Source organism: Maribacter sp. X9 (assembly GCF_048537565.1).
Lineage (GTDB): Bacteria > Bacteroidota > Bacteroidia > Flavobacteriales > Flavobacteriaceae > Maribacter.
The window spans coordinates 3,850,961-3,865,781 of the sequence record NZ_CP183215.1; the positions used below are offsets into that span (position 1 = coordinate 3,850,961).

The 14,821-nt window shown below is 37.3% G+C and carries 15 protein-coding genes; 10 read left to right on the forward strand and 5 right to left on the reverse strand.

All coding sequences use genetic code 11. The features are described 5' to 3' along the window. Nucleotides 1-11: 11 nt before the first annotated feature. Nucleotides 12-482 carry a hypothetical protein gene (locus ACNR9Q_RS16470; protein ID WP_419212317.1) on the forward strand — a complete coding sequence of 157 codons (471 nt, stop codon included), beginning with the start codon at nucleotides 12-14 and terminating at the stop codon, nucleotides 480-482. A 22-nt stretch (nucleotides 483-504) separates the two neighbouring features. On the opposite strand, the gene ACNR9Q_RS16475 is transcribed toward ACNR9Q_RS16470, so the two are convergent. The 4 genes from ACNR9Q_RS16475 to ACNR9Q_RS16490 form a co-directional block, all read right to left on the reverse strand. Continuing rightward, complete coding sequence (locus tag ACNR9Q_RS16475; protein ID WP_419212318.1) at nucleotides 505-1,269, reverse strand: creatininase family protein; 765 nt, start codon at nucleotides 1,267-1,269, stop codon at nucleotides 505-507. Nucleotides 1,270-1,997: 728 nt separating this feature from the next. Further along, nucleotides 1,998-2,165, reverse strand: a complete 168-nt coding sequence (locus ACNR9Q_RS16480) for a lmo0937 family membrane protein (protein ID WP_405413482.1) — start codon at nucleotides 2,163-2,165, stop codon at nucleotides 1,998-2,000. Between the two features lie 139 nt (nucleotides 2,166-2,304). Further along, nucleotides 2,305-3,189, reverse strand: coding sequence for a dienelactone hydrolase family protein (locus ACNR9Q_RS16485; RefSeq protein ID WP_419212319.1), 885 nt, complete (start codon nucleotides 3,187-3,189; stop codon nucleotides 2,305-2,307). Between the two features lie 143 nt (nucleotides 3,190-3,332). Next, a complete protein-coding gene (locus ACNR9Q_RS16490) occupies nucleotides 3,333-5,963 on the reverse strand; it encodes a valine--tRNA ligase (protein WP_419212320.1) in 2,631 nt (876 codons plus the stop codon). A 193-nt stretch (nucleotides 5,964-6,156) separates the two neighbouring features. Between ACNR9Q_RS16490 and ACNR9Q_RS16495 the strand changes: the two genes are divergently transcribed. Then, on the forward strand, nucleotides 6,157-6,546 hold the full coding sequence (locus ACNR9Q_RS16495; RefSeq protein WP_419212321.1) for a DUF1573 domain-containing protein: 390 nt from the start codon (nucleotides 6,157-6,159) through the stop codon (nucleotides 6,544-6,546). Nucleotides 6,547-6,592: 46 nt separating this feature from the next. On the opposite strand, the gene ACNR9Q_RS16500 is transcribed toward ACNR9Q_RS16495, so the two are convergent. Next, on the reverse strand, nucleotides 6,593-7,903 hold the full coding sequence (locus ACNR9Q_RS16500; protein WP_419212322.1) for an aspartyl protease family protein: 1,311 nt from the start codon (nucleotides 7,901-7,903) through the stop codon (nucleotides 6,593-6,595). Between the two features lie 171 nt (nucleotides 7,904-8,074). Between ACNR9Q_RS16500 and ACNR9Q_RS16505 the strand changes: the two genes are divergently transcribed. The 8 genes from ACNR9Q_RS16505 (at nucleotide 8,075) to gap (ending at nucleotide 14,778) form a co-directional block, all read left to right on the forward strand. After that, nucleotides 8,075-9,265, forward strand: a complete 1,191-nt coding sequence (locus ACNR9Q_RS16505) for a pyridoxal phosphate-dependent aminotransferase (RefSeq protein WP_419212323.1) — start codon at nucleotides 8,075-8,077, stop codon at nucleotides 9,263-9,265. Beyond that, nucleotides 9,265-10,296 carry a UDP-N-acetylmuramate dehydrogenase gene (gene murB, locus ACNR9Q_RS16510; RefSeq protein ID WP_419212324.1) on the forward strand — a complete coding sequence of 344 codons (1,032 nt, stop codon included), beginning with the start codon at nucleotides 9,265-9,267 and terminating at the stop codon, nucleotides 10,294-10,296. Before ACNR9Q_RS16505 ends, murB begins: the two co-directional genes overlap by 1 nt. A 192-nt stretch (nucleotides 10,297-10,488) precedes the next feature. Further along, a complete protein-coding gene (locus ACNR9Q_RS16515) occupies nucleotides 10,489-11,052 on the forward strand; it encodes an RNA polymerase sigma factor (RefSeq protein ID WP_419212325.1) in 564 nt (187 codons plus the stop codon). Then, on the forward strand, nucleotides 11,049-11,807 hold the full coding sequence (locus ACNR9Q_RS16520) for an anti-sigma factor domain-containing protein (protein ID WP_419212326.1): 759 nt from the start codon (nucleotides 11,049-11,051) through the stop codon (nucleotides 11,805-11,807). Before ACNR9Q_RS16515 ends, ACNR9Q_RS16520 begins: the two co-directional genes overlap by 4 nt. Before the next feature lie 73 nt (nucleotides 11,808-11,880). Continuing rightward, nucleotides 11,881-12,084, forward strand: coding sequence for a membrane or secreted protein (locus ACNR9Q_RS16525; protein ID WP_419212327.1), 204 nt, complete (start codon nucleotides 11,881-11,883; stop codon nucleotides 12,082-12,084). A gap of 43 nt (nucleotides 12,085-12,127) precedes the next feature. Then, nucleotides 12,128-12,685, forward strand: a complete 558-nt coding sequence (locus ACNR9Q_RS16530) for an RNA polymerase sigma factor (RefSeq protein WP_419212328.1) — start codon at nucleotides 12,128-12,130, stop codon at nucleotides 12,683-12,685. Nucleotides 12,686-12,787: 102 nt separating this feature from the next. After that, a complete protein-coding gene (gene lipA, locus ACNR9Q_RS16535; protein ID WP_419212329.1) occupies nucleotides 12,788-13,663 on the forward strand; it encodes a lipoyl synthase in 876 nt (291 codons plus the stop codon). A gap of 104 nt (nucleotides 13,664-13,767) precedes the next feature. After that, nucleotides 13,768-14,778 carry a type I glyceraldehyde-3-phosphate dehydrogenase gene (gene gap / locus ACNR9Q_RS16540; protein WP_419212330.1) on the forward strand — a complete coding sequence of 337 codons (1,011 nt, stop codon included), beginning with the start codon at nucleotides 13,768-13,770 and terminating at the stop codon, nucleotides 14,776-14,778. Nucleotides 14,779-14,821 lie beyond the last annotated feature (43 nt).

Sequence of the window (14,821 nt, forward strand, 5' to 3'; positions counted from 1 at the left end):
CGTAGCAACCCATGAAGCACCTTGATAAACTTAAAAGCAAAATTCTTCGCATATCCATAGGTATGGTCTATTTCGTTTTTGGAGTTTTGAAGTTCTTTCCCGCTTTAAGTCCTGCCGAAGAATTAGCGAAAAATACCATCTACACATTAAGCTTGGGTCTGGTACCCTCTAATTTAGGACTCATCGTTTTGGCATTTATAGAAACGGGTATTGGTTTATTTTTATTAATGAACTGGCAAAAGAACACTACGATTAATTTCGCAATCATCCACATTATTTTAACATTTAGCCCCTTATTTATGTTTCCTGAACTCATATTCGGAAACGGAGGGTTTGCCGTAACGCTAGTCGCTCAATACATATTTAAAAATCTCATAATTCTCAGTGCGCTTGTGAGTCTCAAAATAGATATTTTAATTACTTCAAATTCAGGATTAAAAAGTAAATCTTTTAGCAATTTAATTTTCCTTACTAAAAAGTAGTACTGAAGCTTCTTTTTTCGATTCATTCATATAGATCATCTAAATCGGCATCACAAAGTGAGCAGAACAGAGCATCCATTTTTATACAGATATCTTCAAAAAAGCGTTCTCCCTTCTCTCTTGTTGAAAATTCTGGATTACCGATACCCGTATCTGCGCTAACTTTGGACCATTGTCTTTCTGCCCAGACCCAACCTTCAGAAAATGCCTTTATCCGAAATTTTCGCTCACCTCCACTACCCCATTTTTCTTTTGATAAAACCAAATCTGGTCTTAAGTAAAGCATAAGGCTTGTTTCCATTTCATCTGCATGATCTCCTTTCTCCTCAAAGTAATTTGACTTATCGAACATTTGAGGAAAGAAGCAAAAACTAATGAACATTTTAGGAAACATCAAACCCAATTCCCGTACCAAAGGCTTGAAATTATTGCCTCCGTGTCCATTAAAAAGTAAAAGTTTGTAAATACCCTGTCTGTTCAACACGGTCACGAGATCCTTTAAAATTGCCAACTGCGTCGAAGGATTTAGGTTCATATCTAAATAAATATCTTTTTGACCGGTATTCACTCCATAAGGTATCGTTGGTAAAACAATAACTTTTTTACCTTTTTCCCATGAAAGCTTTGCGGCTGACGCGACTATATTCTCAGCTTGGATGTTGTCGGTTCCGTACGGAAGATGATAATTATGTGCCTCGGTGGCTCCCCAAGGTAAAATAGCTAGATCGAACCGCTCTTCTTTTAAGCTCTCCCAATTTGTTTCTGCAAGTATATAAGGTCTAATCATCGTTTTCAATTAAAATGGACATCATTATATGCGCCCGAAAAATTCTCGGATCCATAAGCCTAGGCATTCCTTTAGCGTGTGGTTTAATCCGTAGTGCCGTACTCTCGGGTGTAGCGAAGAGTGTTTAAATGACATAGCGAAACTGTCTATTTTACAATTCTCCTGTTTCACTGTTGTAATCTTCCTCCTCTCCAAAATAGATATACGTCATACTAGGTTCTTTGGGCATGACCAATTTACTTTGGACCACCTCTTCTCCCCTTACTTTTCTTTCTTCGTTCGTGTTCTTTCCCTCAGCCGAATGTTAAACTACCCTCTTCATAAACGGCTCTAAACTCTTTGCATGACAGGAAACATATACCTTTCTTCGATGGGCATCTGCCAAGTAGACCAAATTATTGGCTACTTTGCGTAGTATAATATCTTTCCATCGCTGTCATATCCGTGAACCATTGCCTCAGACATCTCTCTTTCTGGTGCCGGAGGGTTGCTGTAATAATCTGTACGTCTTTACTAGGAATGTTTAAATTGGCATCATATTAAGCCTTTAGAAAAGAGGCCAATAGTAAAAACATCAAAAAATGTAACTTTTTAATATCCAAGTAATTTTACTAAAGTTAAGAAATTTTACTTTTTTGATTCTTTACAACTCCTATCTATTTTATAAAAAAAGCCCTCGAAACTTCTTTCTAGGGCTTAAATTTATTTTGAACAGTAGTATTGTAGACCTATAATACCTTTTTGCCTGAAATTATATTGTAAAGAATAACAATAACTGCTATAACTAATAAAATATGAACTAAACTACCAGTTGCGAGACCAGGTACTACCCCTAACATCCCAAGTAACCAAATTATTATACAAATTACTGCTACTAACCATAAAAGACTTCTCATAATGTGTTTTTTTAGATTGTTTATTGTATAAAATTAAATTTTTAAAGGCATAAAACTTGACTCAAATCAAAGTAATAATAACTCAAAATCCTCGCTATTCTGCAGTTTTCGATAAAAAAAAGCTTTAATTATCAATGAGTTATGATAATTTTTCTTTGAAGAAATCCATGGTGCGCTGCCATGCCAATTCTGCTGCCGGTCTATCATATCGAGGGGTCGATGTATTGTGAAAACCATGATTTACATCGGGATAGAAAAATACTTCGTACTCCTTATCATTTTTCTTAAGCGCTTCCTCATAATCAGGCCATCCTGCATTTACACGCTCGTCCAAACCTGCATATTGTAGCATCAAGGGGGCATTAATATTTTCTATACCATCTGTTGGCTGACCCCCATAAAATGGTACAGCGGCCAATAATTCCGACACCTTTACCGCCATCATATTAGAAATCCAACCTCCAAAACAAAAACCGACTACTCCGATTTTGCCATTACAGGATTCATGGTTTTTTAAATAATAAAACCCAGCTATAAAATCTTCTAGCATTTCATTCCTATCCCTCGTACTTTGCATTTCCCTACCTTCATCATCATTACCGGGATAACCACCTAAAGGACTCAAAGCATCTGGCGCCAAGGTAATAAAACCTTCCAATGCCGCTCTTCTAGCCGTGTCTTCGACATATGGGTTGAGACCTCTATTCTCATGGACCACGACAATACCCGGTAATTTTATATCCGCAGAGTTTGGTTTGGACAACAACCCTTTGATTTCACCTCCTCCTTTAGGGGAATTATATATGATAAATGAGGAATCCAAATCTGGATTATTCTTATCTACCAAAAATGTATCAGCATAGTTGGGCATTAAAAAACTCATCAAAGATGCAACAGTAATTCCGCCAACCGCATATGCCGATAGTTTTTGAACAAAATCACGCCTTTGTATTCTATTATGGGCATAGGCATCATAAAGATCGAACACCTCTTGCTTTATATGTTCTTTTTTTAGCTTTTTCATTTTTTTCATGTTTGGATACTATTAAAGATACAAAACTTACCGAATGATAATTTCATTCATAAAAAAAGTCTCGTTCTAATGAATTAAGAACAAGACTTTTAAAATCGTTTTATTTGATTAATTTGAAATTATTATCCTCTTTATCAACTTAGGCTCTCCAAACTTTTTTCAAGCGTTTCAATTTTTGCCTCTGCATCAGCTTGTTTCTTTCGTTCTAAGGAAATCACATTTTCTGGAGCATTGTTTACAAAACGTTCATTGGATAGTTTTTTCTGTACAGAAATCAAGAACCCTTTCGTATACTTAAGCTCTTCTTGAATTTTGGTGATTTCGGCTTCAATATCAATGGCACCTTCCATAGGTACAAAATATTCATTACTCTTTACCCTAAAGGTCAAAGCGCCCTCCAAGGGAGCATCAATGTAAGTGATAGTAGAAATATTGGTCAGTTTTGAAATGATAACATCCCAATCGGCATTAACCATTTCATTATTTAAAACGGATAATTCCACGGTCTCTTTCATGGGAATGTTCTTTTCCTTTCTAATCGTTCGTACGCCTGCAATCACCTCAGCAGCAAAATCGAATTGAGAAATCAACGTCTCATTTATTTTGCCGGTCTTCGGCCATTCGGCAATTACCAAGGCTTCACTTGCTTTTCGTTCCGCAATGTGCTGCCATACCTCCTCGGTTAAAAACGGCATAAAAGGATGCAACAGTTTAAGGTTCTGTTCGAACAAATGAATTACCCTATCAAAAGAAATTTTATCTATGGGTTGTTGATAAGCTGGTTTGATAATCTCCAACAGCCAAGAACTATAATCGTCCCAAACTAATTTATAAACAGCCATCAAAGCATCTGAAATACGGAATTTATTGAAGTGATCCTCTATTTCCATTAAGGTCTGGCCAAGTTTGGCTTCATACCACTCCAAACCTAACTTAGAAGCTTCTGGTTGCGGTAAATCTGCCACTTCCCAACCTTTCAACAATCTGAATCCGTTCCAAACTTTATTCGCGAAATTTTTACCTTGTTGACACAAATCTTCATCGAACATTAAATCATTACCTGCTGCAGAGCTCAACAACAATCCGACCCGTACCCCATCAGCCCCATAATCCTCTATTAATTTTAAGGCGTCAGGAGAATTTCCAAGGGATTTGGACATTTTTCTACGCTGTTTGTCACGTACTAATCCCGTAAAATAAACATTTTCAAATGGCCTCTCATTTCTAAACTCATATCCAGCAACAATCATTCTAGCGACCCAGAAAAATAGAATATCCGGTCCGGTAACCAAGTCATTTGTAGGGTAATAATAATTAACCTCTTCATTATCGGGTTCTAAAACACCCCCAAAGACACTAATAGGCCAAAGCCAAGAAGAAAACCAAGTATCCAACACATCGGCATCTTGTCTAAGATCATCAATCGTCAGATTAGTATTGTTCGATTTTGCTTTGGCAAGTTCCAGTGCTTCATTAATAGTAGTTGCCACGACAAAATCTTCTTGATCATCACCATAATAAAATGCCGGAATTTGCTGTCCCCACCATAATTGTCTAGAGATATTCCAATCCCGAACGTTTTCCATCCAATGACGATAGGTATTTTCGAACTTTTTGGGGTAAAGTTTTACATCGTCACTATTAATTACGGCATCTAAGGCAGGTTTGGCCAAATCTTCCATTTTCAGAAACCACTGATCGGACAATTTTGGCTCTATAACGGCCTTTGTACGCTCAGAAGTCCCCACTTTGTTGATATGGGTCTCGGTCTTTACCAAGAATCCTTTTTCCTCTAGCTCTTTTGATATTTCCTTTCGTACAACGAATCTATCTTTTCCTTCATAGTGAAGGCCAAAACTATTCAACGTTGCATTATCATTAAAAATATCAATGGTTTCCAAGTTATGTTTTTCCCCTAGGGCCTTATCGTTGATATCATGGGCCGGGGTAACTTTCAAACAACCGGTACCAAATTCCATATCCACGTATTCATCTTCTATGATCGGGATTATCCTACCACTAATTGGAACAATGGCTTTTTTACCCTTTAAATGCCCAAAGCGATCATCATTAGGGTTTATACAAATGGCAGTATCGCCTAAAATTGTTTCGGGTCTGGTGGTAGCGATAGTAACCTTTTCTTCAGAACCTTCTATTTGATAGGCCAAATAATATAGAAGCCCCTGTTTTTCTTCATAAATAACCTCTTCATCAGATAAAGTCGTTAAGGCTTCCGGATCCCAATTCACCATACGGTAGCCGCGGTATATCAATCCTTTATTAAATAAATCTACAAAAACCTTGATAACGCTATTGTACCGCTCTTCATCCATCGTAAACGCGGTACGTTCCCAATCACAGGAGCAGCCCAATTTTTTTAATTGTTCAAGAATTATACCTCCGTATTGATGGGTCCAGTCCCATGCGTGCTTTAAAAATTCATCACGTGTAAGGTCATTTTTATTTATCCCCTCCTCCTTTAATTTTGCCACAACTTTAGCCTCGGTGGCAATGGAGGCATGGTCGGTACCCGGTACCCAACAAGCATTCTTTCCCAATAACCTTGCCCTTCTAATCAAAACATCCTGTATTGTATTGTTCAGCATATGCCCCATATGCAGTACCCCGGTAACATTGGGTGGGGGAATTACAATGCTATAGGGCTCACGATTATCTGGAACGGAATGAAAATATCCGTTTTTCATCCAGTATTCATACCAATGGCTCTCTGTTGCTTGGGGATTATATTTAGAAGGAATTTCCATATTTGGAACAGTTTTTGATTAATGTTAAGCTGGGTATTTAAAAATAAAGCCGAACTGACACTCTAACGGTCATTTCAGCTGAATTTTTCCCAAAGATAAATACGAAACAAAAATAAGTAACGTTAGAGTATAACAAAAGGATTTTGAGGTTGATCTGAAAAGATTTAATTTTAACGTCCACCCAAAATTAAAAATGATGAAAAAAATAGTACTTGTATTATTTGTTGGTTTGCTTGGATTTAGCTTAACTGCGCAAGATACAGCGGCTAAAATCGAGTTTAAATCAGAAACTGTCGATTACGGCGAAATTGCCAAAGGATCAGATGGAATTAGGGTTTTTGAATTCACGAACACCGGAACGGCTCCACTTATCATAAGTAAGGTGAGCTCTAGCTGTGGTTGTACCATTCCTAAAAAACCGGAAGACCCAATCATGCCAGGTAAGACTGGAGAAATCCAAGTAAAGTATGACACCAATCGTGTAGGCCCTATTCGTAAAGCTATTACCGTGATTTCAAATGCAGATACTCCCACCAAAGTCTTAAAAATAAAAGGTGAGGTACAAGCTACAGGATCCAAATAAAATTCTCTAAAAGAGTATACAGCCCATCTTAGCAGATGGGCTTTTTTTATTCTTCAAAAAGTGGTTTTAAAATAAAACTGAACAAAAGGTCGCTATCATAACGCTCGACCAAAACCTTAACTTTCTTGCCATGCTGATCATTGAGCATGTGCATTATTTCTTGAATCTTATAGCGGTGAATACGCTTTCCATTCACCGCTAAAATCACATCGCCCTCTTTTAATCCGGCAGAATGGGCAGGACTTCCTTGTCGTATGGCCGATACGACTATTTCTGGCACTAAACTAAGTCGTGTTGCCCCCTGTAGCAGTATTTGAACATCTCCATAACTTTTTTCATTATTGTAAACTACCCCATTCGCATTCGCGATACGTTCTGACACATAGCGAACCCCTGCATGTTGTAAATCTATACCGCTAATGTTATATTGAAATATTTTATTGAAATTGGAGTTCTTTTTCAAAATTATTTTCTGATTTTGATAATCAAAAACCATATTGAATCTTTTGAGCACCTCCCCGCCCAAACTACCGTTCCTTCCGCCAAAATCAGCTATGGTGTTGAATGTTTCCATATCAGGAAACGCTGCTTTTGCATCACTAAGAACAAAATCAGCAATTTTTAAATGATGTATTTTAGTGCGTTTACCATATATCTCACCTGCAAGGCCTTTCCCAAGAAAGTCTTCATAAAATTTTTGCGGAATTTTTATCCGTTCATCCTCAAAAAGCCAAACTGCATCACTGCTCCCAGTATCCATTAATAGTTTAACCGGAATCTCTTCTCCTTCCTTTACAACTATGTGTGCATTCACATAAGCTTTCTTGCCGACTATCGTCACATCCAAAGATCTCGAATTTTTCGACCGTCCATATTTAGAAACGTTAGGATCATAGAGTTTTAATACCTTTCGCGTATAATTAATATCTACTACGAAATCGCGAAATAGGTCGTACCCTATAATGCCATGAACGGGAACTCCTAGGGTAGGAGAGAAATTTATCCCCGCATCCATAACTACATATATATTTTGTGAACTATTTTTAGCATCACCCAATTGTACATAATTTCCTGAGGATTTAAGGGCATTTATAGGTTCACCATCTCCCAATCCGTTTATTGTTATTTCAGAGACATTATTTAGTTGAAGAGAATCTTGGTCAGCTAAGTTAAAAAGGATCGGGGTGCCAACACCAGAGTCCAAAACAAATGAAAGCTCAGTTCCGTTGACCTCAATCGGAAGTACTATTAAATTATTAATAAGTTCAAATTTTATTTTTTGGAATTTCTTACCTGATGGCAACTCGTAATTCTGTGCAGATCCAGAAAAAACAAAACAAACTAAAATTAGAAGCACAGGTGTTTTAAAATTATATAACATAATCGTTATGAATTAGTTATGCCCATCAAGTTACATAATTTTTCGGTTCGAAAAATAACTTTAACAGCGTTACCGAAAATCAAATAAAACCTGATTAAATTGGAAGAACCATAATCATTTATCACTTTTGTGGAAAATAAATCGATTATGCCATCTGTATCCCACAAAGGGCTTTCCATGCCTCAATCCCCTATACGCAAACTTGTCCCTTTTGCTGAAAATGCAAAAAAGAAAGGAGTCAAGGTAATTCATCTAAACATCGGCCAACCGGACATAAAAACACCCCAACAAGCCTTAGATGCCGTCAAGAACACTGATATTGATGTACTCGAATATAGTCGTACAGAAGGTTCTGAAGAATTCAGAAAAAAAATTGCCGGTTATTACGTTAAAAATAATATACCCGTTGAAGCTTCTGATATCATCGTCACCACAGGTGGTTCAGAAGCATTAGCTTTTGCAATGAGCACTATTGCCGATGCAAATGATGAAATAATCATCCCAGAACCATTTTACGCCAATTATAATGGGTTCGCCACTGCTTGTGGAGTAACGGTCGTACCCGTAGTTTCAAAACTGGAGGATAATTTTGCGCTTCCGCCAATTGAGGATTTTGAAAAATTGATCACGCCAAGAACTAAAGCTATATTGATCTGTAATCCTGGAAATCCTACCGGCTATTTATATAGCAAAGAAGAGATTCAAAAATTGGCCGCACTGGTAAAAAAACAAAATATATTTCTCATAGCCGATGAAGTGTACAGAGAGTTCACGTATGACAATAAAGCACATACCTCTATTTTAAAAGAACCTGGCTTAGATGAACATGCCATCATTATAGATTCAGTTTCAAAAAGATATAGCATGTGTGGCGCTCGAATCGGTTTTCTAGTTTCAAAGAACAAAGAATTTATTGCAACGGCTTTAAAGTTTGCACAAGCCCGACTCTCACCCCCAACCTATGCACAAATAGCGAGTGAGGCCGCCTTAGATACGCCGGACAGTTATTTTAAAGAAGTCAACACCGAATATGAAGCTCGAAGGAATTTGTTGCTATCGGAATTAGAAAAAATAGAAGGCATTAAAATTGCCAGGCCACAAGGTGCATTCTATTGCATTGTAGAATTGCCTATAAAAGATGCGGATCACTTTGCCCAATGGCTATTGGAAGAATTTAGAGTTGACAATGAAACCGTGATGGTCGCACCTGCTGCAGGATTTTATGCTACCGAGGGCTTAGGTTCGAACCAAATTAGAATAGCCTATGTTCTTGATCAGGATAGCTTAAAGAGAGCTGTGTATATTCTTGGCGAGGCCCTTAAAAGCTACAAAGGCTAATGGTAGTTCAGGAAAATTTTTCATTAAAGGATTACAATACGTTTGGCATTGATGCAAAGGCCCGTTTTTTTGTTGAGATCGAATCGATAAATGACTTGCAGGAAATACTTTCAAAAGACCAGTATCCGCGAAAAATTCTCTTAGGTGGCGGCAGTAATATGCTTCTAACTGATGATATCAACGCCTTGGTCATACATGTTGATCTCAAGGGAAAACAAACGATATCAGAAACATCAGAAACCATACACCTAAAGGTTATGGCTGGTGAAAATTGGCATAAAGTGGTGCTTTGGACCCTTGAGCATGGTTATGGTGGATTGGAGAACATGTCGCTCATTCCTGGAAACACTGGCACGGCACCTGTTCAGAACATAGGTGCCTACGGGGTAGAGCTGAAAGATGTATTTCACTCTTGTGAAGCAATTCGAATAGCTGATCAAGAACTGGTTTCTTTCACTAAGGAAGAATGTAAATTCGGATATAGGGATTCTTACTTTAAAAATGAAGGCAAAGAAAAATACGTAATTACTTCCGTAACCTTTACATTGAGTAAAATTAACCACAAACTGAATACGGGTTATGGAGCCATTGAAGAAGAATTAAGAAAAGATGCAATTGCAAACCCTTCCATTAAAGATATTTCCAATGCCGTAATCGCCATACGTAAAAGCAAATTGCCCGATCCTAAAGAATTAGGAAATAGTGGTAGTTTCTTTAAAAACCCACTAGTTTCAAAAGAATTTTTTGAATCTTTTAGTGCCGACAACCCTAATGCCCCTTTTTACAAAGTCTCCGATTCTATTTATAAAATACCGGCTGGATGGCTCATTGAGCAATGTGGTTTCAAGGGAAAAAGATTCGGGGATGCAGGAGTTCATTCAAAACAGGCACTTGTATTGGTAAATTATGGAAATGCGACAGGACAGGATATCTTGAACCTTTCTTCCAGAATTATTGATGAAGTTCAAAGTAAATTCAATATTACCATAAGTCCCGAAGTCAACATTATAAAAAATAACCCCTACAATTAAAATGCAGGGGTTATTACCAAACCAAACTAACCAAAAACAAAGTGGCAGTTACCAGCTGTCCACTTATATTATTTATATTTTCAGATAACGCATCATTAACAATCAATTTTATAATTTAGCATTTATGCATATACGGTTCAATATGGCACCTTGGATGTCCATTTTAAAAAAAATATGCCCCTCTATTGAATTATGAGCACTTTATTAGAAAAGCATATTGTTGAATTATTGCAGGAGCGGAATGAGAAAGCCATATCACTCCTTTACGATAATTATGCAGACACCCTTTTAGGAGTTGCCAATAAAGTAGTACGCGATCCAGAATTAGCACAGGACGTAGTGCAGGAGTCTTTCGTGAAGATTTGGAAAAAAGCCGATTCATACGATCCTAAAAAAGCAAAATTATTTACATGGCTTTTTAGGATTACCCGCAACACTGCCATAGATAAATTGCGAAGTGTAAATACAAAATCTGATAAAGAAATCCAAATAGACGTTTCGAACGTATATAATTTGGGTGTAGATAGTATTAGACCAGAGTTAATGGATGTAAGAGAGCATCTAGATAAAATTGAGGAGAAATACCAAATTGTTCTAGAAGCTCTGTTCTTTCAAGGAATGACCCAACAGGAAGCTAGTGAAGAGTTAGATATTCCGTTAGGAACCATTAAATCTAGATTAAAAATCGGTTTACGCGAACTAGGTAAAATCTATGGTCCTGTACTTGTATGCATTATCTTAAACGTTGTATTATGAAAGAAAAAATTAAAATATTCCTAGATTCCGATTTATTGGAGAAGTATCTTTTAGGAACCACCACAGAGTTAGAGACTCTACAGTGCGAACGCTATATCGCCATGTACCCCGAGGTTCAGGAAACCTATGATGAATTGCAGGAAAATTTGGAGGTTTTTGCAAAATTACATTCGATTAAAGCTCCCCAAGGATTAAAAGATAAGATTCATGCCAGGATCAAATCTGAACGCAGTGGAAGAAAAAGATTTTTCAGTTATGCCATTGCGGCCAGTATAACCGCCATCATGTTTGCGGGTATCTCCTATTTCTTCTGGAATCAAAACCAAAGTCTTCAAGAGGAAAATAGTGTGGTCAGCAATAAAATAAAATTGCTTGAGGAAAATATGAAAGAACAATTGGAAGATGTTAGAAATCAATTTATTGTCCTAAACAATCCGCAGACCAAAAAGTACAATGTAAAAGGAAATCAAAAAGCCAAGGACCTAAAGGCCGTGGCCTATATAAATCCAGTAAAAAAACTATCTTATATAAATGTTAGTAAATTACCACATATTCCTGAAAGTCAGTGCTTTCAAATGTGGGCCGAGGTCAATGGAAAAATGATTAATCTTGGTATAATTGAAGAAGCGGGTGACCAGCAAAAATTGATGGCACTACCCTATGCCGATAATGCGGTCGGCTATATTACCATTGAACCTGTAGGGGGCAATGAGCTGCCAACTTTAGATAATATCGTCGCGAATATTGCGTATTAGTAATTACCTTATAAAGTATTCTTAAAGCCCCTATTTTGGGGCTTTATTTTTTATCTTTGTATAAAATTAGCGTATGAAACTCATATTTTTAACTATTGGATTATTAGCACTTGCATTTGCTGGCATAGCGATTAAGATCTGGTCTAAGAAAGATGGTAAGTTTGCAGGCACTTGTGCAAGCCAAAGTCCTTTTCTCAACCAAGATGGACAAGCATGTGGCATGTGTGGCAAATTACCCGCAGAGCAAGATTGCAAAAAAGAAATGGTTTCTGAATAAAGAAGATTCTACAATCGTAAAGATTCACATCCAAAAATTATAATTGAATAAAATAAACAATTTAGAACATACCATACAAAAAGCGAAAGAGGGTAACCAGATTGCTTTTAGTCGTTTATTGGATATGTTCTGGAACGATGTCTATGGATTTCAATTAAAACGCACCGAGAACGAAAACGATTCAGAAGACATTACCATACAAACCTTCTCAAAAGCCTTTGACAAGATAGATACATTCGATCAAGCCTATGTTTTTAAAACTTGGTTAATCACAATCTCAAAGAACATTCATATTGATTTAGTACGTAAACGCAAAAAAAGCTTATTGGATTCTAGAAGTACCTCAGAAGCGGTAACGACCGTATTGGATGTAGAGCCCTCAATGGAGGATAAATTGATTCAAGAACAAAATTTAGCCGACCTCTTACAAGATATCAAAAGATTAAAGCCACACTATCAAGAGGTCATCAACCTCAGATATTTTAATGAATTAAGCTATGCCGATATAGCTAAAAAACTTAATGAGCCCATGAACAACGTTAAAGTAAAGTTGTTGAGGGCTAAAAAATTACTATCCGAAATTATTAAGGAGCGAAAATAGAGTACCTAATCGCAGAATTTAACTAAAACCTCGCTTTAAGATCCAATTACAAACTACTATAAGGACACTGTTTTACTTTGTATATTTGTATAAAAAATAAGCATGTCCACAGTCTTAAAAGAAAACGTTGCACCACCTAAGGGAAAGCCAAAATGGCTAAGGGTAAAACTGCCTACCGGCAAGAAATATACGCAGCTTAGAGGATTGGTTGATAAATACGACCTACATACCATTTGTACTAGTGGAAGTTGCCCGAACATGGGCGAATGTTGGGGGGAAGGGACAGCTACCTTTATGATTTTAGGGAATGTTTGCACCCGATCTTGTGGATTTTGCGGTGTTAAAACCGGTAGACCAGAAAATGTGGATTGGGCAGAACCGGAAAAAGTGGCCCGTTCCATAAAAATAATGGGGATTAAACATGCCGTAGTAACTTCGGTCGATAGGGATGACTTAAAGGATATGGGATCAATCATTTGGGCAGAAACCGTTAAGGCGATTCGAAGAATGAATCCTACAACTACTTTAGAAACATTAATTCCAGATTTTCAAGGAATAGAAAAACACTTGGACAGAATTGTTGCCGTAGCTCCCGAAGTGGTTTCCCATAATATGGAAACGGTGAAAAGATTAACTAGAGAGGTACGTATTCAGGCGAAATACGAACGTAGCCTTGGTGTGCTTGCTTATTTAAAAGAACAAGGCATCAACAGGACTAAATCTGGCATTATGCTAGGTTTAGGAGAAGAGGAAGACGAAGTAATAGCTACTTTAGCTGATCTCCGAAAGGTGAATGTTGACGTAGTTACAATTGGTCAATACTTACAGCCCTCTAAAAAACACCTTCCCGTTAAAGAATTCATTACTCCTGAACAATTTAAAAAATACGAAGATATAGGTCTAGAAATGGGATTTAGACATGTAGAAAGCGGTGCATTGGTGCGATCCTCATATAAGGCACACAAGCATATACTTTAGTCTTATCCAAATTGATTCGCATCAATGTATCAAAGTTAAAATAACACCTTTTTTGAGGTGATTTTTCGTTCATACCTTAACACATAATATTCCCAAGAAAACCAATGCAAAAGATTAATATTGGTATCAATGGTTTTGGAAGAATAGGCAGAACCCTTTTCCGACTGTTGCAACAACAAGAACACTTGAATGTAGTTGCCATCAATGATTTGGCAGATGCCAGAACATTGTCGCACTTACTCAAATATGATAGCATTCACGGTACTTCACCCCAAGAAATACACTATGATGACCATACCATTATCGTGAATGGTATTTCTATTTTATTATCCAATGAGTTACACCCTTCAAAAATAAATTGGGCAAATTCAAAAGTTGACCTGGTTGTTGAATGTACCGGTAAGTTCAAAGACCGTGAAACGTTATCAATGCACGTAAAGAATGGCGCTAAAAAAGTCATATTATCGGTACCCCCAGAAGAAGAGGATATAAAAATGATCGTGTTTGGTATTAACGAAAATACATTAGACGCTTCCGATACTATTATATCCAATGCATCATGTACCACTAACAATGCTGCCCCGATGATCAAGGTAATCAATGACCTCTGCGGCATTGAACAGGCCTATATTACAACCATTCACTCCTACACCTCTGATCAAAGCCTACATGACCAACCTCATAGAGATTTACGAAGAGCTCGTGCCGCTGGGCAATCCATTGTTCCAACCACAACCGGGGCCGCAAAAGCCCTTACAAGGATATTTCCTGAACTTGCCGACGTTATCGGGGGTTGCGGCATTCGAGTACCCGTGCCAAATGGCTCCTTAACCGACATTACTGTAAATGTGAAACGGACTACAACAATTGAAGAAATAAATGATACTTTTGAAAAGGCTGCACAAAATGAGTTTAAAAATATACTGTGCTTCACAAACGACCCAATAGTTTCTATCGATATAAACAATAGTTATTATTCTTGTACGTTTGATTCTTTAATGACCTCAGTTATAGGGAAAATGGTAAAAATTATAGGTTGGTATGACAACGAAACCGGGTATAGCAGCAGAATTATCGATTTGATCAACTTTATGAACCGTAAAAACTATATTTGAAAATAAAATTCTTACATAGAGCGAACCTACTCCTGTTGCTACC